The following is a 22382-nucleotide window of genomic DNA, read 5'->3' on the forward strand; positions in this document are numbered from 1 at the left end:
GGTGGTCCCTAGCCTGCAGTCGTGGCCGAACCCGTCGACGCGTGGTGGCGCCGCCGACAGTGGTCGCGCGGCGTGGCGGTGCCGTACGCCGTGGGGGAGTTCCGCGCCGAGTGGGCCTCGTACCCGGTGCTCGTCCGGCAGTACCACCCGGACTGGAACCACGGCGTCGTCCTGAGCCAGGTACCGCCCGCGGCCGAGGTCCTGCTGACCTGGGAGTGCGACGTCGGGCACGTCTTCGTGGCGACCCCCGCCGAGCAGCGGTCCCGGCCCGGTCGTGAACGACGTCGGTCGGTCTGGTGCCCCGAGTGCGCCGTGCAGGCCCAGCCGCAGCGGTGGCCGGTGCTCCCGCAGGACTGGCCTACCGAGGTACCCGTCCCACAGCGGGTGGTGCGGGTGACCGGTCGGCAGACCCTCCCGGCAGCACCGGCGCGGGGGACCCCGGCGGGTGCGGTCGCCTCGACGCGCTCCCGGCCGCGCCGCCCGGAACCCGGCGCGCCCCGTCGGCCACGGCCACCGGCGGCTCCGCGGTCGATCTGCCCGAAGACCCCGCGGCTGCCCTCGGGCGAATCGTTCACGAGCGTGTGCGCCCCCGCCACGGCGTCCGCGGTCGAGGCCGAGCTCCGTGCCGCCCTCGCCGAACGGTTCGCGTTCACGTTCGACCACTCCGCGATCCGGCTCGACCGACCGTTCTTCGACCACGTCGAGGTGTGGCCGGACATCGTCCTGCCGGAGCTCCGCGTCGCCATCGAGTACGACTCGACCGGTCGGCACGGGCTCGAGCACGTCGGACCCCGACAGGAGACCGACCGGAAGAAGGACCGTGCCGTTCGGGGTGTCGGGTGGGAGGTCGTCCGCATCCGGACCGGTCGGCTGCAGGCGCTCGGCCCGTACGACCTCGAGGTGCCGGGCGTCTCCGGTCCGACCGTCGCCCGTCTGGCGGACACGTTGCGGGAGATCCGCGGCGCGCTGTTCGTCGACGCCTACGCCCGCTGACGGCGAAGCACCCGCCCGCCAGCCCGCGGCGCCCGCCAGCGCGCGCCCGCGGCGTCGCACGGCTCCGCACCGCCGAAGTCCGCTCGAACCACGGGATCCCGCGGTTCCTCGTGACGCCGGTGGTGCCGATCCGATCGGAACCCGGCCCCGCGAGCCGCCGCCGCCGCTCAACCGCGCAGCGCCAGGGCCTCGCTCGTCCACCGGGCGTGCTGCTCCCACGGGTCGCTCACCCCGGCGGTGACGACCGCGACGTGGTCGAGCAGCTCCGGCGTCACGCGGAACCACTCGGTGCCCGGGTACCGCGTCGTGGCGAACTGTCCGTGCCGTCGCCGCTCCAGCGCACGGTCGCCGCGCTCGAACCCGAGGAGGTCCTGGTGCGGGATCGCCGCGAGCCGCTGCCGCGGGTTCGCCGTCGTGCCGATCTTGATCCGGTCGCCGAAGTCGTCGCGCATCCGCAGGTAGTAGACGACGTCGACGCGCGGGGGAGCGAGGTCGCCGTCGGGCACCTCGCCCCAGCGCCACTCGCACGTCGCGCACACGGCACCGGACGGGTAGCGGATCCCGATCCGAGCACCGCACAGCGGGCACGGCCCGGGCAGGACGTCCTCGATCCCGGGGTGCTCGGCGGCGAACTCCTGCACCAGCGCCACGTGTCCCGCGCAGAGCGGCACCGGCGACCCGGCGACCGGACCGGCGTCGCAACCGGGCACGCAGCAGGAGAGGGCGACCATGTCGCGAACGGTAGCCGCACCCACCGACGCGGGTCGCGCCTCCCGTCCGGACTAGTCGGTGAAGATGACGCCGATCGGCTCGCGCTTCTCCTCCTGGAAGCGGTCCTCGGCGCGGCCGAGCGCCCAGTAGGCGGACAGCGACATCTCGGACTTCTCGAGGCCCCAGTCGTCCTGCAGCAGTCGACGGATCGCCTTCATCGCGGTCCGCTCGCCGTGCGCGAAGACCTGGGCGGGCCGGGAGGCGCGCTCCAGCGCCCGGGCGGCCGCCAGCAGGAGGGTGCCGGGCTCGGCGCCGGTGGCGTCGCGGTGCAGCCACCGCAGGTCGACGCCGGCCGGATGCGCGACGGGCTGCTCGTCGGCCGGACCGGCCACCTCGACCACCGCGACGCCCGTGGCGGAGTCGGGCATGGCCTCCAGGGCGGCGGAGATCGCGGGGAGGGCGCTGTCGTCGCCGAGCAGCACGTGGGTGACGGCGGGGTCGGTGGCGGGGGAGTAGCCGCCGCCCGGACCGGACAGCGCGAGGAGGTCGCCGGGCTTCGTCGATGCGGCCCAGGGACCGGCGAGCCCCTCGTCGCCGTGCACGACGAAGTCGATGGCGATGGTCTTCGCAGCGTGGTCGACCGCGCGGACGGTGTAGGTGCGGCGTGCGGGACGGTCCTGCTTCGGGAGGGTCTCGCGCAGTTCCTCGAGGTCGTACGGCGGCGTCAGCCCGAGCGACGGCTTGGCGAGCAGCAACTTCACGTACTTGTCGGTCGACCCGAGCCGCTCCGGGTCGGCTGCGGCGACGAAGTCGTCGAACGCGGGGCCGCCGAGGTGCACCCGGACCATGTGCGGCGAGAGGCGCTCCGTACGGTCGACGACGAAGACGTGCTGGGGGCGTTTGGGTTTCGAGCTCATCGGGACGAGCTTCCTCTCTCCTGCTTGACGTTCGCGTAACTAAGGTTAGCCTTCCCTCATGGACACGACCGTCATCCCGTTCTCCGAGCTGCTGCGCACGCGCACCCGCCGCGCGCACGGGTCCTCGGCCGGGAACGGCTTCATGCACGACCTGCTCGCCGGCGGGTGCGACGTGGCCGACTACGCCGCGCTGCTCGGACAGTACGCGTTCGTCTACGACGCCCTGGAGCGAGCCGCGGACCGGATGGCCGACCACCCCGTCGCCGCTCCGTTCGTGACCACCCAGCTCACCCGGATGCCGGCGATCCGCGCCGACCTGGAGTACCTCGTCGGTCCGGACTGGTCCGAGCTCGTGTGCCCGCTCCCCGCCACGACCGCCTACGTCCGACGCCTGAACGAGGTTGCGGCCGAGTGGCCCGGCGGCTTCGTCGCCCACCACTACACGCGGTACCTCGGTGACCTGTCCGGCGGGCACGTCATCGGACGGGTGCTCTCGGAGCAGTTCGGCTTCGACACGAACGGCGTCCTCTTCTACATCTTCGACCAGGTCGCCGACCCGAGCGCCTTCGAGAGCACCTACCGGGCGCAGCTCGACGCCGCGCCGTGGTCCGCCGAGGAGCAGGAGCGCGTCATCGCCGAGGTCGAGCTGGCGTACTCGCTCGACCTCGGGTTGCTGCAGGCCCTCGACGCGACCCGGCTCCCGGGTGGTGGGGCGTTCCGCGCGTCGTGAGCGGCGGGCGGCGCTCGCGCCGCACTTCGTGCGCGTCCGGCGTGCGCGTCGGCGGACGGGAGGCGCGTGACGGCGCGGCCCCTCGCCTCCAGGCCGGCGCTTCGTGAGCAGCAGACGTCGGGTCGCGCGTCCCGAGGCGACCATTTCTACTCACGAAGTGCGCTCGCGCCGCGATGCGGCCGGCGTGCGCGTCGGCGGACGGGAGGCGCGGGTCGCGCCCGCCCTGGGCTCCGGGCCGGCGCTTCGTGAGCAGAAGACGTCGGGTCGTGCGTCCCGACGCGACCATTTGTACTCACGAAGTGCGCCCGCGCCGCGCGCGAAGCGCGCCCGCCCGCACCGCTCAGTGCCGCATGCGACGCGCGAGCTTCTGGATCGGCCCCGTCTTCGGCGCCCGCTCCGCAGGCTCGACGACCTCCTGCTGGTAGAACTCCGCCAGGTCGGCCATCAACGCCCGCCGCTCGGCCCGCACGTACGCCCGCCGCTCCCGGGTGAACGCGATGACCGTCGACCAGCACATCAGGACCATCACGATGCTGAACGGCAACGCGGTGGTGATCGCCGCCGTCTTCAGCGCGTTCAGCCCGCCGGCGAGCAGCAGCGCCACCGCGACGAGGGCGGTGACCCCGGCGAAGAACACCCGGATCCAGTTCCGCGGCTCGATCTGCCCGCCCGTCGCGATCATGCCCATCACGAGGGCTCCGGAGTCGGCGGAGGTGACGAAGAACACGCCGATGAGGATGATCGCGCCGATGACGAGCACCGATCCGGCGGGCATCCCGCCGAGCAGCTGGAACAGGACCTGCTCGACGGACACGCTGCCGTCCGCCCCGATGAGGTCCCCGTGACCGTGCAGCTGGTCGTACAGCGCCGTGCCGCCCATGATCGCGAACCAGAGGAAGGTCAGGAGCGTCGGCACGAGCAGCACACCGAGCACGAACTGCCGGACGGTGCGACCCCGGGAGATGCGGGCGATGAAGATGCCGACGAACGGCGCCCAGGACATCCACCACCCCCAGTAGAACGTCGTCCACGCACCCTGCCAGTCCTGGCCGGCCTTGCCCGCGAACGCGCTGGTGTCGAACGCGAGACCGACGAACCCCTGGACGTACTGACCGATCGACTGCACGAACTCGCCGAGCAGGAACTGTGTCGGCCCGACGAACAGGACGAAGACCAGCAACACCGCGGCGAGCCCGAGGTTGATGTTCGACAGGTACTTCATGCCCTTGCCGACGCCGCTCAGCAGTGAGCCGATCGCGATGAGGGTGACGACGACGATCAACCCGATCTGCAGGCCGCGGGTGTTGTCCGCGACGCCGGTGTACTCGAGGCCGGAGCCGATCTGCAGCACGCCGAGGCCGAGCGACGTCGCGACGCCGAACAGCGTGCCGATCAGCGCGAGCACGTCGATGAGGTTGCCCCAGCCGCCGATCACGCGCTTGCCGAGCAGCGGTTCGAGCGCCCACCGGATCGACACGGGGCGCGACCGGCGGTGGATCGCGTAGGCGAGCGCGAGCCCGACGACGACGTAGATCGCCCACGCGTGCAGGCCCCAGTGCAGGAACGTCTGCGTGAGTGCCTGCTGGGCCAGCGACTCGTCGTCGCCGGTGACGCCGGGCCGGGGCGTCGCGAAGTGGCTGAGCGGCTCGGCGACGCCGTAGAACACGAGCCCGATGCCCATGCCGGCCGCGAACAGCAGGGACAGCCACGACAGTGTGGAGAACTCGGGCTTCTCGTCGTCCTGCCCGAGCACGATGTCGCCGAACCGGCTGAACCCGATCCAGACGGCGAACACGACGAACGCCGCGGCGGCGATCACGTAGTACCAGCCGAAGTCCCGCACGATCCAGCCCTGCACGGCGGTGAAGGCGTCCTCGGTGGCGCGCGGAGCGACGAGTGCGACGGCCACGAACGCCAAGACGATGCCCGCCGCCGGCCAGAACACCCAACGCTTCACCGGCGGTGTCGACGTCGTCTCGCTCATGCGGTCCCTCCAGCCCCGGATGCGGCGCATCCCTGGCCGGAGTCTACGAACGGCCCCCGATCTCCGTCCGGGTGCGATGAGAACCGGACGGGAGGCGCGGGGCGGCGCCGTCACGCGCCTCCCGTCCGGCACGTCGTGAGCAGCAACCGTCGGGTTCCGCCTTCCGAGGCGACCATTCCTGCTCACGGACCGAGCCGCCCGCCGCCGGGAGCCCGCCCGACCACGCCGGATCGGTCCGTCCGGACGGTTGTCGTCGCCCGTCCCGACGGCCCGATACGCTGCTGGGATACCGGGACGGGCTCCCGGCAGACCCGGAAAGGACCACATGACGGCGATCGATGGATCGACGCGCCACGGGCGCGCGCGGGACGACGTCAGCGGGGCGGTCGACAGCGACCTGCGCTCGGACGTCCGCTACCTCGGCAACCTGCTCGGGCGGGTGCTGCGCGAGACCGGTGGCGAGGACCTGCTGCACGACGTCGAGAGCCTGCGTGCCGCGGTGATCGACGCGTACGAGGGCGGCGAGGCCGCCGGGGCCGCACGTGCCGAGGCGATCGTGGCGGAGCTGTCGGCTGAACGGGCCGAGGCCGTGGCGCAGGCGTTCACGACGTACTTCCACCTGACGAACCTGGCGGAGGAGCACCACCGCGTCCGGGTGCTCCGGCACCGCGGCGACGACGGCGGGGTCGCGGGCGACTCGTTCCCGGCGACCTACGCGTCCCTGGTCGAGCAGGTCGGCGACGAGGAGGCGGCCGCGCGGCTCCGGGACCTCCGGTTCCACCCCGTCCTCACGGCGCACCCGACCGAGGCCCGTCGGCGTGCGGTGACCACGGCGGTGCGACGCATCACCGACCTCATCGACGAGCGCGACCGGACGACGAACGCCACCGCGCGTGCCGAGAACGAGCGCCGGCTGCTCGAGGAGATCACGACGCTCCTGCGCACCTCGCCGCTGCGCACGACCCGGCCGACCCCGCTCGACGAGGTCCGCACGGCGATGAGCGTGTTCGACCAGACGCTGTTCGAGATCGTGCCGCAGGTCTACCGCCTGCTCGACGACCGGCTGCTCGGCGACGACGCGGGCCTCGCGCCGGTCACCGCGCCGGCGTTCGTGCGCGTCGGCACCTGGATCGGTGGCGACCGCGACGGCAACCCGCACGTGACCGCCGACGTCACCCGGCAGGCCGCCGAGATCGCGGCCGAGCACATCCTGCTCGGGCTCTCCCGCGCGGCCACCCGCATCGGCAGCACCCTGACCCTCGACGCGTCCGAGACCCCGGCCGACGCGGGCCTCACCGCCCTTGTCGCCGCGCAGGAAGCACTCGACCCCGGCATCGCCGAGCGCATCGGTGTCCGTGCGCCGAACGAGACGCACCGTCGGGCGCTGCTGTTCGTCGCCGCCCGCATCGACGCGACCCGGACCGGGCAGGAGTCCCTCGCCTACGGCGGGCCGGAGGAACTGCTCAGCGACCTCCGCACCATCCAGACGTCGCTCGTCGCGGCCGGGGCGACCCGTCCGGCGAACGGTGAGCTGCAGAACCTCGTCTGGCAGGTGGAGACCTTCGGGTTCCACCTCGCCGAGCTCGAGGTCCGACAGCACTCGCAGGTGCACCGGAACGCCCTCGCCGAGATCCGCGCCGGTGGTGACCGCAGCGAGACCACGGAGGAGGTCCTCGCCGTCTTCCGCACCATCGCGTCGCTGCAGGCCCGCTACGGGGTACGTGCCGCGAGCCGCTACATCGTGTCGTTCACGCAGTCCGCCGCCGACCTGGCGAACGTGCACGAGCTCGCCGTCGCCGCCCTCGGCTCGCCCGAGGCCGCACCGGTGCTCGACGTCATCCCGCTGTTCGAGACGTTCGCCGACCTGCACGCCAGCGTCGACATCCTCGACGAAGCGGTGCGGACGGAGCCGTTCCAGCGCCGCCTCGCCGCGACGGGGCGCCGGCTCGAGGTCATGCTCGGCTACTCGGACTCGTCGAAGGACGTCGGTCCGGTGTCGGCGAACCTCGCGCTCTACGACGCCCAGGCGCGCATCGCCGACTGGGCGAAGGACAACGACGTCGAGCTGACGCTGTTCCACGGTCGCGGCGGCTCGCTGGGCCGGGGCGGGGGACCGGCGAACGAAGCCGTGCTCGCACAGCCGCGCGGGTCCATCGACGGTCGGCTGAAGATCACCGAGCAGGGTGAGGTCATCTTCGCCCAGTACGGCGACCAGGACATCGCGGCCCGGCACCTCGAGCAGATGGCCTCCGCGACGCTGTTCGCGTCGTCGCCGTCGAACGAGGAGCGCACCGCGGTCGCCGCGACCCGCTTCGCCGACCTCGCGCAGCAGCTCGACGACGTGTCCCGGCAGGCGTTCTACGACCTCGTGAAGGCCGACGGCTTCGCGCCGTGGTTCGCGACGGTCACCCCGATGGAGGAGATCGGTCTCCTGCCGCTCGGTTCGCGACCGGCCCGCCGCGGGCTGTCCGTCGAGTCGCTCGAGGACCTCCGCGCGATCCCGTGGGTGTTCTCGTGGACGCAGGCGCGGATCAACCTCGCCGGCTGGTACGGCCTCGGTTCCGCGCTCGAGGCGGTCGGCGACGTCGACCTCCTCCGCACCGCGTTCGCGGAGTGGCCGTTGTTCGGCGCGATGATCAAGAACGTCGAGATGTCCCTGGCCAAGACGGACGAGCACATCGCCCGCCGCTACCTCGAGCTGGCCGACCGCGACGACCTCGCCGCGAAGGTCCTCGACGAGATGCTCCGTACCCGCGACTGGGTGCTGCGTGTCTCCGGCGGCAGCGACGTCCTGGAGGACCGCCCGGTCCTCGCCCGCGCCGTCCGCCTCCGCAGCCCGTACGTCGACGCCCTGTCGCACCTGCAGCTCCGCGCGCTGCGCGCGATCCGGACGTCCGGCAGCACGAACCCGGCGGACGGCGACCACCGTCTGCTCCTGCTCACCGTGAACGGGATCGCCGCCGGTCTGCAGAACACGGGCTGACGCTCGCTGACGCGACCAGGACGGACTGGAGGCACGGTGCGGGCCCGCACCGTGCCTCCCGTCCGTCCTGTGGTGTCGATCCGCGCGACGGTCGCGCCGGACGAACAGGACCCCTTGTCGAATCGATTCGGCTGCGCGTAGCGTGGCCGCGTGACGACGGAGCGCCTGCGGACCCCACCCCGGACGACCCTGCTGCCGCCCATCGTCCCGCTCGCGCTCATCGTCGGCGTCTCACCGTTCGCGACCGACATGTACATACCGGCGCTCCCGGCGATCGCCCGTGACCTGGGGACCACGCCGGGCGCGGTGCAGTTGTCCCTGACCGCGTTCCTCGTCGCCTTCGCCGTCGGCCAGCTCCTCGCCGGTCCGGTGAGCGACGGCATCGGGCGGCGGCCGCTCCTGCTCGTCGGGACAGCAGTGTTCGCGCTCGCCTCGATCGGCTGCGCGCTCGCGCCCGACGTGGTGACGCTCGTCGTGGCGCGGGTCCTCCAGGGGGTCGCCGGAGCCGCCGGAGCCGTGGCCGGACGCGCGATGGTGTCGGACGTGACCGGCGGCCCGCGCATGGCGAAGGTGTTCGGCACGCTCGCCGCGATCAACGCGATCGGCCCGGTCGTCGCCCCGCTGGCCGGGGGAGCGCTGCTGACCGTCGGGACGTGGCGGCTGATGTTCGTCGTGCTCGCGGTGCTCGGTGCGGTGTTCTTCGTCGCCGTCGTCGTCCGGTTCCACGAGACGTTGCCGCGGGCGTCGCGGGGCGGGGTCGGGCTCGGCGCGAACTGGCGACGGATCCGCGAGCTGATGGCGATCCCGCGGTTCCGCGCCTACGTGCTCACCGGGGTCCTGTCGACGATCGGGTTCTTCGCGTACATCGCGACGAGCTCGTTCGTGTTCCAGACGGAATTCGGGTTCTCCGAGGGGATGTACACGCTGGTCTTCGCCACGAACGCGTCGATGATGATCGTCACCACGCTGGTGTTCCGCCGTGTCGTGGGGCGGTTCTCCGAGGACGCACTGCTGAGCGTCGGCTTGGCGGTCGGGGCGCTCGGGGCCGCTGGTGTGCTCGTGTCGGCGCTGTGCGGGTTCGGCGCCGTCCCGGTGTGGTGCTCGCTGGGCGTGGTCACCGCGGCGTGGGGGTTCGTGCTGCCCGCGGCGATGACCCGGACGCAGCACATCGGGGCCGCGCACCCCGGGACGGCGGCGGCGCTCCAGGGCGGGTTGACGTTCGGACTCGGTGGCCTCGGGACCCCGTTGGCCGGGGTCCTCGGCGGTACGGCGCTGGCGATGGGGTCGGTGATGGCGGTCCTGATGGCGGCCGCCGTCGTGGTGCAAGTCGTCGCGACTCGGCGGGGGCGGACCGTCTCCTGAGGCCGACCCGGTAGGTTGCTTCCTGCACGTCGCAGCGACCTGAGGAGGCACCGACATGGACATCGTCGTACACGAGGCAGACGCGGAAGCCGCGGTGCTCGAGTGCAGCGGCCGGCTGAACATGGTGTCGGCCCCGTCGTTCCGCGAGACCGTGGCGCAGGTCGTCAGCGGCGGACGGCCCAAGGTTGTCGTCGAGTTGTCGAACGTGGAGTTCATGGACTCCTCCGGGCTCGGCGCCCTCGTCGGCAGCCTGAAGACCGCGCGGCAGGCCGGCGGCGACCTGCGCATCGCGGCACCGTCCGACCAGGTCGAGATGGTGCTGAAGCTCTCCAACATGGACAAGATCCTCCGCACGTACCCGGACGGGGACGCCGCGGTCACCGACTGGGGATGAGCGCGCCCGTGGGTGGTCACGTGCTCGACCTCGCGTGTCCTCCGGACGACGTGACGGCGGTCCACACCTTCCTGACCTCGGTGTGGGACACCGAGCCGTCGATCACGCCCGAGGACCGGATGGCCCTCGAGCTCGCACTGGTCGAACTGACGTCGAACGTGATCGAGCACGGTGCCGGCGGCCGCGCCGTGGCGTGCGCGCTGCAGCTCGAGGTCGGTGACGACGCCGTCGAGGTGCACCTGACGGACGACGGGGTCCCGGTCCCGATCGACCCCGCCGCCGCCCGGCTGCCGGACGCCCTCGCCGAGAGTGGCCGCGGGCTCGCGCTCGTGCAGATGGTCGTCGACGTGCTCCGGTACGAGCGGGTCGCGGACCGCAACGAGTGGACCGTCCGGCGCGGGCTGCACCGAGGGCCGTCCGGTTCGTCCGGATCGCGCAGCGCCTGAGCCACTACCCGCAAGCACCACATCCGGAGTGTCCGGTTTCCGTGTCGCCGTGTCACGATCCAGTCGATGACAGTCGAGCCGGACCCCAGGATCAGCTTCGAGACGGCCGGGGCCGATCTCGAAGCGGCGATCCACATGTACGAGGACGCCTACGACGGCGCCGGGTTCCGGGCGAGCCGGACCGAGCGGCCGTTCAGCTACCGCTTCCGCGTGGTCGGCGACGACACGATGTCCTTCCGGTCCACGCGCTTCGACGCCCGGATGGTGGGTGAGCTCGAGTCCCGCGACGAGTACGTGGTGATGTGGCTCGCCGACGGCGGCGGCACGGTCGACATCGGTCGGCAGGAGACCGCGTTCGTGCCGGGGACGCCGATGATGTTCCCGACGGGGCGGCCGTTCGCGTTCGACCTGCAGGACGTCCGGCAGAGCCTGGTGCAGTTCGACCGCACGTACCTCGAGGGCGTCGCCGCCGAGGAGCACGGCTCCCAGCCCGCACCGCTCGTGTTCGACCACACGCAGGTGCCGGCCAAGGAGGACCTGCGCGGCTGGAACGCCCAGGTGCAACGCGCCGCCACCATCGTGCTCGGGAACACGCCGCTGTCGCCCATCGTCCTCGCCGAGACCGCACGCGACACCGCCCGCGCCCTGCTCCGCACCTTCCCGCACACGGTGCTCACGCCCGACGTCGACCTGCCGCAGGGTGCGACCGGCCGGGTCCGCCAGGCGGTGGAGTACATGCACGCCTTCGCGCACACCCCGATCACCACGACCGACGTCGCCGAGCACGTCGGCCTCAGCGTGCGCGGGCTGCAGCAGGCCTTCCAGCGCCAGGTCGGCACGGCCCCGAACACGATGCTGCGGGGCATCCGGCTCGACCGCGTCCACGACGAACTCCGACGCGCGGCGCCCGGGGAACTCACCGTCGCGTCGGTGGCCGTGCGCTGGGGCTTCGCGCACCTCGGGCGGTTCTCGGGCGCCTACGCCGCTCGGTTCGGCGAGTACCCGCGCGACACGCTGCACGGCTGAGCGCTCCCGGCCGACCCGCTGCGCCCCGCTACGCTGCGGGGGTGCGCAGACCTCGACCGTGGGTGATCGTCCCCGGGATCTGGAACTCCGACCCCGAGCACTGGCAGTCCCGCTGGCAGGACGACCGGCAGGCGGACGACCCCCACGGGGTGGTCCGCATCGCCCCGTCGTCGTGGAGCGAGCCCGACCCGGCCGACTGGTCCGCCGCGATCTCCCGGGCGGTGGCGGCGTGCGACGAGCCGCAGGTGCTCATCGCGCACAGCCTGGGGGTCCTGGCCGTCGCGGACTGGCTGCGGGGAACCGGCCACGCTCCGGTCGCCGGCGCCTTCCTCGTCGCGCCGCCGGACCCGGCGGCGGCGGGCTTCCCGGACGCCGCCGCGGGGTTCGCCGAACCGTCGGGGCCGTCCGGCGTCCCCACCGTGCTGGTGGTGAGCGACGACGACCCGTACTGCTCGACCGAGCGCGCTCTGGGCTTCGCGGGGACGCTCGGCGCACAGGTCGTCCGGGTCGGGGCGCTCGGGCACGTCAACGTCGCGAGCGGCGTCGGCGGATGGCCGGCCGGACACGCGCTGCTGACGGACTTCGAACGGTCGCTCTGAGCCCGGTCGAGTGCTGCCGACACGCCGTTCACGTTCGAGGCGATATGGCAGCGACTCCGGCGACACACCGCGGATGTCCACGGAAATGAGCGTCGCGATATTCATACTCCGATCATGGAAACGCAGTCCGGTGCACGCACCCCCCTCGTCGACCCCTTCGGTCGCGAGCTCGAGGAGTGGCTCCGTGACGCCCCGGCGACGCGCGCCCCGTACCTGGCGGACCTCGTGGTCCCGCCGGTCACCGGCCCCGTGCAGCGACCGGACGCAGCGTCGGACGCCCCCGCCGAGTCCGCGACGACCGTCACCGCTCCGGAGGTCGATGCCGCGGCGTCGGATGTCCGGACGGACGACTCCGCCTTCCGTCGCCCCCGTGACCGTGCCCGGCACGCCGCGCTCTGCGCACCGTCGTTCCCCGAGCCCCCGGAGCGCATCGCGCTGCAGTTCGAGGACCTCGCCGTCGAGGTGTCGGCGTCGAGCGGTCGCACCACGATCGAGCGCATCGTGATCCTCGAGGACGAGGTCCGCCGCCGCGACGAGGACCTCGCACGCCTCGCCGCGTGGGAAGCGACCGTCGCCGAGCTCAGCGACCCCGAGGTCGAGGCGGCCCGCGCGTTCGCGCACACGGTGTTCGCCGACCTGCTCGCGGACGCTGCGCTCGAGGCGGACCGCCGCGACCGCGCCGCCGCCCGTCGTGCCGCCACCGGTACCGTCCCCGTCGTCGCGCCCACGATCGCGGCACCGGTGCCCGCCGCGCCCGCGCTCGTCGCCGCGACCGACCTGGTCGACGCGATCGACGCCCCGGAGCCGAGCCGTGCGGAGCGTGACGAGCCCGCTCGTCCGGTGCTGTCCCTCCCGGTCGTCTCACCGGTGTCGGCGAACACGCGACCCACCCCGCTCATCCAGCCCGCCACCGGTCCCACCGTCATCGACCGTGCGGCGTTCGCCGCCGCGCTCACGGCGCACAGCGGCGCGACGGCGAGCACGCCCGTCGTGCTGCCCGAGGCCGCCACGCCGGCACCGCAGTCGCCCGCGCTCGACGCCGTCGACGCTCCCGCCGAGCAGCCGACGGACACCACGGCCGGACAGCCCGGTTGGTGGGCACGCTTCGTCGACCGGATCCTGCGTGCCCTCGGGCGCCGCTGATCCACAGCCCCGCGTGCGGTCGTCCGTCGTCCACAGGCGGCTCGGTGGCGTCCCCCGCTCGGTAGACTGACGGGATGCCGACGCTCCGCGAACTCCAGGCCGTGATCGAAGACCTGTGGCCCGCCGCCGGGGCCGAGTCCTGGGACGCCGTCGGTCTCGTCGCCGGCGATCCCGACCAGCCCGTCGAGCACGTGCACCTCGCCGTGGACGCCGTCCCGTCGACCGCGCAGGAAGCCGTCGACCTCGGAGCGGATCTGCTCCTCACCCACCACCCGTTGCTCCTCCGCGGCGTGACGACGATCGCCGAGTCCACCTACAAGGGCCGTGTGCTCGCGACGCTCGTCCGCGGCGGCACCGCCCTCGTCGCCGCCCACACGAACGCCGACGTCGTCACCACCGGCACGTCCGCCGTGCTGGCCGACCGGCTGGGCCTCGGCGAACAGCGGCCGCTCGACCCCGGCACGGACCCGTCGACCGGCATCGGCCGCGTCGGTGTGCTCGCCGAGCCGACGACCCTCGGTGCGCTCGCCCGGGCCCTCGTCGACCTCCTGCCGGGCACCGCGACCGGCGTCCGGGTCTCCGGGGACTTCGACCAGCCGATCCGCACCGTCGCCCTCTGCGCCGGTGCCGGGGACGCCTACCTGCGCCACCCGGCGGTGCTCGACGCCGACGTCTACGTCACCAGCGACCTCCGCCACCACCCGGCGTCGGAGTTCCGTGAGCAGGCCCTCCTCGGCGGCGGTCCGGCCCTGGTCGACACCTCGCACTGGGCGACCGAGTGGCTCTGGCTCGACGTCGCGGCCGAACAACTCCGCCGCGCCGCCGGGGTCCGGGTGACCGTGAGCGACCTCCGCACCGACCCGTGGGACTTCGCCGTCCTGCCGGCCGCCGAACCCACCACCGACACTGAAGGAGTCTGACCATGAAGGCAGCACCCGAGGACCAGGTCATCCTCCTCGACGTCCAGCGTCTCGACAACGACGTCACCCGGATCGCGCACCGCATCACCGCGCTCCAGAAGGGCGACCGGCTCACCGAGCTCGGGACGACCGCAGCAGGCCTCCGCGCCGCGCTCGCGGCCGCGACCGGTGAGGTCGAGGACGCCGAACGCGAGCTCGCCCGGCTCGAGTCCGACACGGCGACGGCGCAGGCCCGGGTCGAGCGCGACACCACGATGCTCCAGAACGTGTCCAGCGCGAAGGACGCCGCGGGACTGCAGAACGAGCTCGACTCGCTGCAGCGCCGCATCGGGGACCTGGAGACCGCCGAGCTCGAGGTCATGGAGAAGCTCGACGGCTTCCGCGCCCGCGTCGGGGACGTCGAGGCGCAGCTCGCCGACGTCGAGGCCTCCCGCGCCGGACTCGTCGCCGAACGGGACACCGAGATCGCGCGGCTGGAGTCCGACCGCTCGTCCGCCGTGCAGGCGCGTGCGGACGTCGCCGCGAAGGTGCCGGCAGAGCTCCTCGCGCTCTACGACCGTCAGCGCGCCCGGTACGGCTTCGGCGCCTCGCTGCTGCAGGGTGGCGTGTCGACGGCGTCCGGTGTGGCGCTGACGAACTCGGACCTCCAGGCAATCCGCCAGGCCGCTCCTGACGACGTGGTGCTCTGCCCGGACAGCGACGCGATCCTGGTGCGGACCGCTGAGTCCGGGCTCTAGACAGCTCCGCACGACGGACGGGAGGCACGGTGCCAGCTGGCACCGTGCCTCCCGTCCGTCGTGGCGGGCGTCGCGTCGCGTCGCACGGGCGTGCGCGCGTGACCGCGCACGGGCGTGCGGCGTGACCTCGCACGGTGCGAGGTCACCGGAGTGTGCGAGGTCCCGACGTCGGTGCGAGGCTCCCGGCGTCCCACGCAGCGCGGAACCTCGCACCGTGCAACGGGCGCCTCGCACGGTGCGAGGCGCTGTACGCGACGCACGCGTCGAGTGTGGTGCGAATGGGCCGGCCGTACGCCGGGTTCTGTCCCACCGCTCGCGCGGTGGTGACGGCCATCTCTCTCGGACCGACGTTGCCGTCGGCCTCCAGCGGTCTACCCGAGGACTCGGCGAGCAGCCTCAGCGTCCTCTGTCTGACCTTGCTCCGGGCGAGGTTTACCGAGCGGATCCGGTCACCCGGACCCCTGGTGGTCTCTTACACCACCGTTTCACCCTTACCGACGTCGCCGCCGGCGGTCTGCTTTCTGTGGCACTGTCTCGCGGATTGCTCCGGGTGGGTGTTACCCACCGCCCTGCTCTGTGGAGCCCGGACGTTCCTCGGCACTCCCGGGGGAGTGACGCGACCGTCTCACCGACCCATTCGCAGCACCGAGTCTAGCGGGCCGAACGCACGGCGGAGTCGTCGGGGGAACAGTGGTGCCGCAGCGCCCCGTCAGGACTGCGAACGGGCCGCGAGGGTCGCCGCGCCGATGATGCCGGCGTTGTTGCGGAGCGTCGCCGGGATGATCTCAGCCTGCAGGTCGAGCAGCGGCAGGAACTCCTCGTACTGCTTCGACACGCCGCCGCCCACGACGAAGAGCTCGGGGGAGAGCAGGGCCTCGAGCGTCGAGTAGTACTTCTGCAGCCGCTTCGCCCAGTGCTTCCAGGACAGGTCGTCCCGCTCCTTCGCGGCGAACGAGGCGCGCGACTCGGCGTCGTGCCCGTCGATCTCCAGGTGTCCGAGCTCGGAGTTGACGATCAGCACGCCGTCGTTGATGAGCGCGCTCCCGATCCCGGTGCCGAGCGTCGTGACGACGACGAGGCCGTCCTTGCCCTTCGCGGCGCCGAACTGCTGCTCGGCGAACCCGGCGGCGTCGGCGTCGTTGACGAAGTGGATGGAGCGGCCGAGTTCCTTCTCGAACAGCGCCTCGGCCTCGAAGCCGATCCACTTCTTCGACACGTTCGCCGCCGACATGGTCTTGCCGTCGCGGACGATCGCGGGGAAGCAGACACCGACCGGGACGTCCGCGGCCGGGGCGAGCTCCTCGACGATCGACTTCGCCACCGCCACGATGTCGTGCGGCTTCCCACCCTCCGGCGTGGCCTTCTTGATCCGGTCGGTGGTGAGTTCGCCGGTGGAGACGTCGACGATCGCGCCCTTGATGCCCGTACCGCCGATGTCGACGCCGACTGCGAGGGTGGTCATGAGGAGCCTTTCGGTAGGGAGGTCAGGGGTCAGGAGACGGTGAGGAGTTCCGCGCCGCGCTCGGTGACGACGAGGGTGTGCTCGAACTGTGCGGTCCAGGACTTGTCCCGCGTGGAGACGGTCCAGTCGTCGGCCCAGATGTCCGCCTCGATGCCACCGAGGGTGAGCATCGGTTCGATGGTGAAGACCATGCCGGGCTCGATGACGTCGTCGAACCGGGGAGCGTCGTAGTGGGGGATGATCAGGCCGGAGTGGAACGCCCGCCCGACGCCGTGGCCGGTGTAGTCGCGGACGACGCCGTAGCCGAAGCGCTTCGCGTACGCCTCGATGGCGCGGCCGATGACGTTCACCTGGCGGCCGGGCGCGACGGCCTTGATGCCGCGGCGCAGTGCCTCCTCCGTCCGGTCGACGAGGTCGCGGACCTCCTGCGTGCCCTCGCCGACGATGAAGGTGCGGTTGGTGTCCCCGTGCATCCCGTCCTTGTAGGCGGTGATGTCGATGTTGACGAGGTCGCCCTCCTGCAGGACGGTGTCGTCGGGGATGCCGTGGCAGATGACCTCGTTGAGGCTCGAGCAGAGCGACTTCGGGTAGCCGCGGTAGCCGAGCGTCGACGGGTACGCGCCGTGCGACACCACGAACTCGTGGCCGATGCGGTCGAGCTCGTCGGTGGTGACGCCCGGGCGGATGGCATTGCCGACGGCATCGATGGCCTGGGAGGCGATGCGGCCCGCGACCCGGATGCGCTCGACCTCGTCCGGCGTGTAGGTGTCGCCGAGGCCGTGCTCGTCCGGTTCGGCGCGGCCGACGTACTCAGGGCGCTCGATGTCCTTCGGGACGGGCCGCTGCGGGGAGATGCGGCCGGCGGTCAGGTGTCCGTGTTCGTCCCGGGGCATGCCGACCACTCTAGCCGCGCGCTCGGCGCGCCCGGCGCAGCCGCTCGCGCGGAGCGCGGCGGAGCGGCGCGGAGCGCGGCGGAGCGCGGCGCGAGACTCGGCCTGGGCGACAGCCCTCGCGCTCCCGTGCGCGAGACCCGTCGCTGATGGCGAGACTCGGCCCAGCGCGCGCCGCCCCGACCGCCTGGAGGCGCGGTGCCGGTCCGCCGGACCCGCGCCGCGCCTCCAGGCGGTCCCGTCAGTCGCCCCTGTCGGTCCCGGGCGCGAGACTCGGTCTGAGCGACAGTCCTCGCGTCCCCGAGCGCGAGACCCGTCGCTCACCACGAGACTCGGTGCGGCCGCCCCGCACGCGCACGGCGCGCGCGACGCGCGCCGTGGGTACGGTGGCGGCATGAGCGACGAACGCATCGAGTCCCAGTGGTGGTTCAACGAGAAGACGCACGCCGTCGAGCAGGGCCCGCAGTCCCCGCAGCGCGACCGGATCGGCCCGTTCGACACGCGTGAGGAAGCGCAACACGCCCTGGACCGCATCAAGGCGAACAACGAGCGTTGGGACGACGAAGACCAATAGGCTGAGCATCCCAGCTGCACCACGGAAAGGGCGTCAATGGACAAGCAGACGGACTTCGTGCTCCGCACCATCGAGGAGCGGGGCATCAAGTTCATCCGACTCTGGTTCACGGACGTCATCGGGACGCTGAAGTCGGTGGCGATCGCTCCGGCCGAGGTCGAGGGTGCGTTCGCCGAGGGCATCGGGTTCGACGGCTCCGCGATCGAGGGCCTGACGCGCAGCTACGAAGCCGACGTCCTCGCGCACCCGGACCCCTCGACGTTCCAGATCCTCCCGTGGCGCGGCGAGATCGACCCCACGGCGCGGATGTTCTGCGACATCACCACGCCGGACGGGCAGCCCGCCGTCGCCGACCCCCGCAACGTGCTGAAGCGCACGCTGGCGAAGGCGAGCGAGCGCGGCTTCACGTTCTACACGCACCCGGAGATCGAGTTCTACCTGCTGAAGAGCCGGGACTGGCAGGACGGCGGCCCGCAGCCCGTCGACCGCGCCGGCTACTTCGACAACGTGCCCGGGGGCAGCGCGCACGACTTCCGCCGCCGTTCGGTCCGGATGCTCGAGGACCTCGGCATCTCGGTGGAGTTCTCCCACCACGAGGCCGGTCCCGGCCAGAACGAGATCGACCTCCGCTACGCCGACGCGCTGACGATGGCCGACAACATCATGACGTTCCGCACCGTCGTGAAGGAGGTGGCGATCGAGCAGGGCGTCTACGCGACCTTCATGCCGAAGCCGATCTCCGGTCAGCCCGGCTCCGGCATGCACACGCACGTCTCGCTGTTCGAGGGCGACCAGAACGCCTTCTACGAGGCCGGCGGTCAGTACCAACTGTCCGACACCGCGAAGCACTTCATCGCGGGTGTCCTGCGCCACGCGCCGGAGATCACGGCGGTGACGAACCAGTTCGTGAACTCCTACAAGCGCCTCTGGGGCGGTGACGAGGCCCCGTCGTTCGTGACGTGGGGCCACAACAACCGCTCGGCGCTCGTCCGTGTGCCGCTGTACAAGCCGAACAAGGGGCAGTCGGCACGGGTCGAGTACCGCGGGATCGACTCCGCGGCGAACCCGTACCTGGCGTACTCGCTGCTGCTCGCTGCGGGCCTGAAGGGCATCGACGAGGGCTACGAGCTCCCGCCGGAGGCCGAGGACAACGTCTGGAGTCTGACGGACTCCGAGCGCCGGGCCCTCGGCTACAGCCAGCTGCCGGCGAGCCTCGACCACGCCCTGAGCCTCATGGAGGACTCGGAGCTCGTGGCGGAGACGCTCGGCGAGCAGGTGTTCAACTTCGTGCTGCTGAACAAGCGGCAGGAGTGGAAGGCCTACCGCGACCAGGTCACGCCGTTCGAGCTGGACACCAACCTCGGCGCCCTCTGACGGTCCCGGGAGCGCGCACCAGATGACCGGACGGACGACGACGTCGCGTTCCGAGTTGGCCCGCCTGGGCTTCGCGGAGCTGTCGGAGAGCCTGCAGCGGATCGCCGATCTGGAGGCGCGGTCCGGCCCCGACCTGCAGGTCCCGGTCAGCGACGCCCCGGCCCTGTGGGAGTCCACTGCCGATCCGGACGGCGCGCTCCGCGCGCTCGAACGGCTGCTCGAGCGCGCACCGGACGAACTGCGTCCGGTGCTGGCGGACGCTGCCGCCACGGAACGGCTGGTGCGGCTGCTCGGCGCGTCGGTCGGGCTGGGGGAGTTCCTGCACCGGCGGCCGGCGGAGATCGCGCTCCTGCTCGACGCCGTCACGGAGCCGTGGTCGCAGGAGCGCTACACCGCGTCGTTGCTGGAGGCGGTCGACGGTGCAACCGGTGAGGACGCCCGGCTCCGGCTGCGCGTCCGCTACCGCCGGCACCTGGCGCAGATCGCCCTCTTCGACGTCCTGAACGTCGCGCCGACCGAGGCGTTCCCGGCGGTGGCCGCCGGCCTCGCCGACCTCGCAGGCGCCGCGCTCGAGGCGGCGGTCGACGTCGCCCGGCGCGAGGTCCCGTTCCCGGCGGCCGACGTCGCCGCGACGCCCCTCGCCGTCATCGCGATGGGCAAGGCCGGCGCGCGGGAGCTCAACTACGTCAGCGACGTCGACGTCATCTTCGTGACCGAGCCGACGCTTGACGAGGAGGCCGGCACGGGCGTGGGCACCGACCGGGCGGTGCTCATCTCGACACGGCTGGCGATCGCCGCGACCCACGCGATCACCGACCTCGCCGCCGAGCCGGCGCTGTGGGAGGTCGACGCGAACCTCCGGCCGGAGGGCAAGGACGGCGCGCTCGTCCGGACGCTCGACTCCCACGTCGCGTACTACGAGCGGTGGGCGAAGGAGTGGGAGTTCCAGGCGTTGCTCAAGGCGCGCCCGATCGCGGGCTCGGTCGACCTGGGCGAGCGCTACGCGGCCGCGGTGGCGCCCTTCGTGTGGAACTCCGCGAAGCGTCCCGGGTTCGTCGAGTCCGTGCAGCGCATGCGGGAGCGCGTCACGGAGCACATCCCGGACGCCGACGTCGACCGCCAGCTCAAGCTCGGCCCGGGTGGCCTGCGCGACGTCGAGTTCACGGTGCAGCTGCTGCAGCTCGTGCACGGCCGCGACGACGAGTCCGTCCGGGTGCGGTCGACCCTCGAGGCGATGGACGCCCTGACCGCTGCCGGCTACGTCGGCCGGCCCGAGGCCGCGCGCTTCGGGCCGGACTACGCGCTGCTGCGACTGCTCGAGCACCGCATCCAGCTCCGACGGCTCCACCGCACCCACCTGATGCCCTCCGACGAGGAAGAGCTGCGCGTGCTCGCCCGGTCGACCGGCCTCGCCCGGTCGGCGTCGGCGCTCGAGCAGCGGTGGCGCGGCGTGAAGCTCGAGGTCCGTGGTCTGCACGAGCGGCTGTTCTACCGGCCGCTGCTGTCGGCCGTCGCCGCGAGTGACGGCGAGATCGTCCTGACGAGCGGCCAGGCCGTCGACCGCCTCGGCGCGATCGGCTTCGCGGACCCCGCCGGCGCGCTGAGCCACATCCGAGCGCTCACGCAGGGCACGAGCCGACGTGCGGCGATCCAACGCAACCTGCTCCCGGTGCTCCTGCGGTGGATGGCGGAGGGGCCGGCACCGGACCGCGCGCTCCTGGCCTTCCGACGGCTGAGCGACACCCTGGGGGAGTCCAGCTGGTTCCTCCGCATGCTCCGCGACTCGTCCGGTGCGGCACACTCCCTGACGACGGTGCTGTCCGAGTCCGCGTTCCTGTCCGGGCTGCTCGAACGGTTCCCCGAGGCCGTCGCGTGGCTCGACGAACCGGACACGCTGCTCCGGCCGCGTCCGGTCGAGTCGCTGCTCGCCGAGGTCACCGCGACGACCGCCCGGCACGGCGACGACGTGGACGGTGCCGCGGCACTGGTCCGGTCGGCACGGCGACGGGAGACGCTCCGGCTCGGCATGGCAGCCGTGCTCGGGAAGCTCGACGTCGACGCCCTCGGCCCGGCGTTGAGCGACGTCACCGAGTCCACGCTCGCCGGCGCCCTGACGCTCGCGCGCCGCGACGCCCCGGCCGGCCTGGAGTTCGGCGTGATCGCGATGGGCCGCTACGGCGGTCGCGAGCTCGGCTTCGGCTCCGACGCCGACGTGCTCTACGTGTACCGCGCGCCGGAGGACGTCCCGTCCGAGCAGGCCTCGCGGGCCGCGCAGACCATCGTGCGGGAGCTCGCGCGGTTGACCGACGACGCGATCCACCCGTTCGACCTCGACATCGACCTGCGCCCGGAGGGCAAGAACGGCCCGGTGGTGCGCACCCTGGAGTCGTACGGCGCCTACTACGCCCGCTGGTCGCTCACGTGGGAGGCCCAGGCGCTGCTGCGGGCACGCGGCGCGGTGGGGGACGAGCAACTCCTCCGGGACTTCGAGCACCTCGCCGACCGCACCCGGTACCCTCAGCACATCGACGACCAGGCCGTGCGGGAGGTCCGCCGGATCAAGGCCCGCGTCGAGTCCGAACGACTGCCGCGCGGGGCCGACCCGGCGCGGCACCTCAAGCTCGGCCGTGGGTCCCTTAGCGACGTGGAGTGGTTCGTGCAGCTCCTGCAGCTGCAGCACGCCCTCACGGTGCCCGGTCTGCGCACGACGTCGACCCTGGAAGCCCTCGATGCCGCGACGGAGGCCGGGTTCATCGGCGCGGAGGACGCCGAGCGGCTCGGAGCGGCGTGGCGGTTCGCCTCCCGCACCCGGAGCGCACTGGTGCTCTGGTCGGGGAAGACCACCGACGTGCTGCCGGTGGACCGCATCCAGCTCGAGGGCGTCGCACGGCTGATGGAGTACCCGCCCGGGTCCGCGTCGCAGCTCGAGGACGACTACCTCGGGGTCACGCGTCGCGCTCGGCAGGTGTTCGAGCGCGAGTTCTACGGCGCCTGACCGGGCGCATCCCACACGTGTCGAATGTGCGACACGCCCGGGTTGACGTGTTTCGCAGCGAGTTGACATGACCTCGCAAGTGAATTCGACGTAACACAGGACGTCCCCCGTTCCGGTTGACGTGTACCCCGTTTTGCGTGCG

General features: G+C 72.4%; 19 protein-coding genes and 1 other RNA gene. 14 read left to right on the forward strand and 6 right to left on the reverse strand.

Annotation, left to right across the window (positions count from 1 at the left end):
• The first annotated feature begins 21 nt into the window (after positions 1-21).
• Positions 22-993 carry a hypothetical protein gene (locus ACRQ4B_RS10445; RefSeq protein ID WP_439691383.1) on the forward strand — a complete coding sequence of 324 codons (972 nt, stop codon included), beginning with the start codon at positions 22-24 and terminating at the stop codon, positions 991-993.
• A 167-nt stretch (positions 994-1160) separates the two neighbouring features.
• Here ACRQ4B_RS10445 and ACRQ4B_RS10450 read toward each other — a convergent pair whose 3' ends face one another.
• Together ACRQ4B_RS10450 and ACRQ4B_RS10455 are read right to left on the reverse strand one after the other, a co-directional pair.
• Positions 1161-1724 carry a GIY-YIG nuclease family protein gene (locus tag ACRQ4B_RS10450; protein WP_439691384.1) on the reverse strand — a complete coding sequence of 188 codons (564 nt, stop codon included), beginning with the start codon at positions 1722-1724 and terminating at the stop codon, positions 1161-1163.
• Between the two features lie 51 nt (positions 1725-1775).
• Positions 1776-2621: a siderophore-interacting protein gene (locus tag ACRQ4B_RS10455; protein WP_439691385.1), complete on the reverse strand. Its 846-nt coding sequence runs from the start codon at positions 2619-2621 to the stop codon at positions 1776-1778.
• A 58-nt stretch (positions 2622-2679) separates the two neighbouring features.
• On the opposite strand from ACRQ4B_RS10455, the gene ACRQ4B_RS10460 reads away from it, so the two are divergent.
• Complete coding sequence (locus ACRQ4B_RS10460) at positions 2680-3351, forward strand: heme oxygenase (biliverdin-producing) (RefSeq protein WP_439691386.1); 672 nt, start codon at positions 2680-2682, stop codon at positions 3349-3351.
• Positions 3352-3691: 340 nt separating this feature from the next.
• Here ACRQ4B_RS10460 and ACRQ4B_RS10465 read toward each other — a convergent pair whose 3' ends face one another.
• Positions 3692-5335, reverse strand: a complete 1644-nt coding sequence (locus ACRQ4B_RS10465) for a BCCT family transporter (RefSeq protein ID WP_439691387.1) — start codon at positions 5333-5335, stop codon at positions 3692-3694.
• A gap of 325 nt (positions 5336-5660) precedes the next feature.
• On the opposite strand from ACRQ4B_RS10465, the gene ACRQ4B_RS10470 reads away from it, so the two are divergent.
• From ACRQ4B_RS10470 to ACRQ4B_RS10510, 9 genes are all read left to right on the forward strand, one after another.
• A complete protein-coding gene (locus tag ACRQ4B_RS10470) occupies positions 5661-8318 on the forward strand; it encodes a phosphoenolpyruvate carboxylase (RefSeq protein ID WP_439691388.1) in 2658 nt (885 codons plus the stop codon).
• Positions 8319-8468: 150 nt separating this feature from the next.
• The gene (locus tag ACRQ4B_RS10475) at positions 8469-9680 is read left to right on the forward strand and encodes a multidrug effflux MFS transporter (RefSeq protein WP_439691389.1); all 1212 of its coding nucleotides are present in this window, start codon (positions 8469-8471) and stop codon (positions 9678-9680) included.
• Positions 9681-9735: 55 nt separating this feature from the next.
• A complete protein-coding gene (locus tag ACRQ4B_RS10480) occupies positions 9736-10074 on the forward strand; it encodes an STAS domain-containing protein (protein ID WP_439691390.1) in 339 nt (112 codons plus the stop codon).
• On the forward strand, positions 10071-10520 hold the full coding sequence (locus ACRQ4B_RS10485; RefSeq protein ID WP_439691391.1) for an ATP-binding protein: 450 nt from the start codon (positions 10071-10073) through the stop codon (positions 10518-10520). The genes ACRQ4B_RS10480 and ACRQ4B_RS10485 overlap by 4 nt, the downstream gene beginning before the upstream one ends.
• Before the next feature lie 66 nt (positions 10521-10586).
• On the forward strand, positions 10587-11546 hold the full coding sequence (locus ACRQ4B_RS10490) for an AraC family transcriptional regulator (protein WP_439691392.1): 960 nt from the start codon (positions 10587-10589) through the stop codon (positions 11544-11546).
• 41 nt (positions 11547-11587) lie between these two features.
• The gene (locus ACRQ4B_RS10495; RefSeq protein WP_439691393.1) at positions 11588-12145 is read left to right on the forward strand and encodes an RBBP9/YdeN family alpha/beta hydrolase; all 558 of its coding nucleotides are present in this window, start codon (positions 11588-11590) and stop codon (positions 12143-12145) included.
• 114 nt (positions 12146-12259) lie between these two features.
• Complete coding sequence (locus ACRQ4B_RS10500) at positions 12260-13288, forward strand: hypothetical protein (protein ID WP_439691394.1); 1029 nt, start codon at positions 12260-12262, stop codon at positions 13286-13288.
• A gap of 74 nt (positions 13289-13362) precedes the next feature.
• Entirely contained in the window at positions 13363-14208 is an 846-nt protein-coding gene (locus ACRQ4B_RS10505; protein WP_439691395.1) for a Nif3-like dinuclear metal center hexameric protein, read from the forward strand.
• 2 nt (positions 14209-14210) lie between these two features.
• The gene (locus ACRQ4B_RS10510; protein ID WP_439691396.1) at positions 14211-14945 is read left to right on the forward strand and encodes a zinc ribbon domain-containing protein; all 735 of its coding nucleotides are present in this window, start codon (positions 14211-14213) and stop codon (positions 14943-14945) included.
• Between the two features lie 275 nt (positions 14946-15220).
• Here the strand turns inward: ACRQ4B_RS10510 and rnpB are convergent.
• From rnpB to map, 3 genes are all read right to left on the reverse strand, one after another.
• An RNA gene (rnpB, locus tag ACRQ4B_RS10515) (RNase P RNA component class A) lies at positions 15221-15581 on the reverse strand.
• Positions 15582-15654: 73 nt separating this feature from the next.
• On the reverse strand, positions 15655-16407 hold the full coding sequence (ppgK, locus tag ACRQ4B_RS10520; RefSeq protein ID WP_439691397.1) for a polyphosphate--glucose phosphotransferase: 753 nt from the start codon (positions 16405-16407) through the stop codon (positions 15655-15657).
• 29 nt (positions 16408-16436) lie between these two features.
• Entirely contained in the window at positions 16437-17300 is an 864-nt protein-coding gene (gene map, locus ACRQ4B_RS10525; RefSeq protein ID WP_439691398.1) for a type I methionyl aminopeptidase, read from the reverse strand.
• Positions 17301-17691: 391 nt separating this feature from the next.
• Between map and ACRQ4B_RS10530 the strand changes: the two genes are divergently transcribed.
• From ACRQ4B_RS10530 to ACRQ4B_RS10540, 3 genes are read left to right on the forward strand one after another with little or no spacing between them, the layout of a single operon-like run.
• On the forward strand, positions 17692-17871 hold the full coding sequence (locus ACRQ4B_RS10530; RefSeq protein WP_022906735.1) for an SPOR domain-containing protein: 180 nt from the start codon (positions 17692-17694) through the stop codon (positions 17869-17871).
• 36 nt (positions 17872-17907) lie between these two features.
• Positions 17908-19245, forward strand: a complete 1338-nt coding sequence (gene glnA / locus ACRQ4B_RS10535; RefSeq protein ID WP_439691399.1) for a type I glutamate--ammonia ligase — start codon at positions 17908-17910, stop codon at positions 19243-19245.
• Between the two features lie 22 nt (positions 19246-19267).
• On the forward strand, positions 19268-22240 hold the full coding sequence (locus ACRQ4B_RS10540; protein ID WP_439691400.1) for a bifunctional [glutamine synthetase] adenylyltransferase/[glutamine synthetase]-adenylyl-L-tyrosine phosphorylase: 2973 nt from the start codon (positions 19268-19270) through the stop codon (positions 22238-22240).
• Positions 22241-22382 lie beyond the last annotated feature (142 nt).

Source organism: Curtobacterium sp. SP.BCo (assembly GCF_051903265.1).
In the GTDB taxonomy this organism is placed as follows: Bacteria; Actinomycetota; Actinomycetes; order Actinomycetales; family Microbacteriaceae; genus Curtobacterium.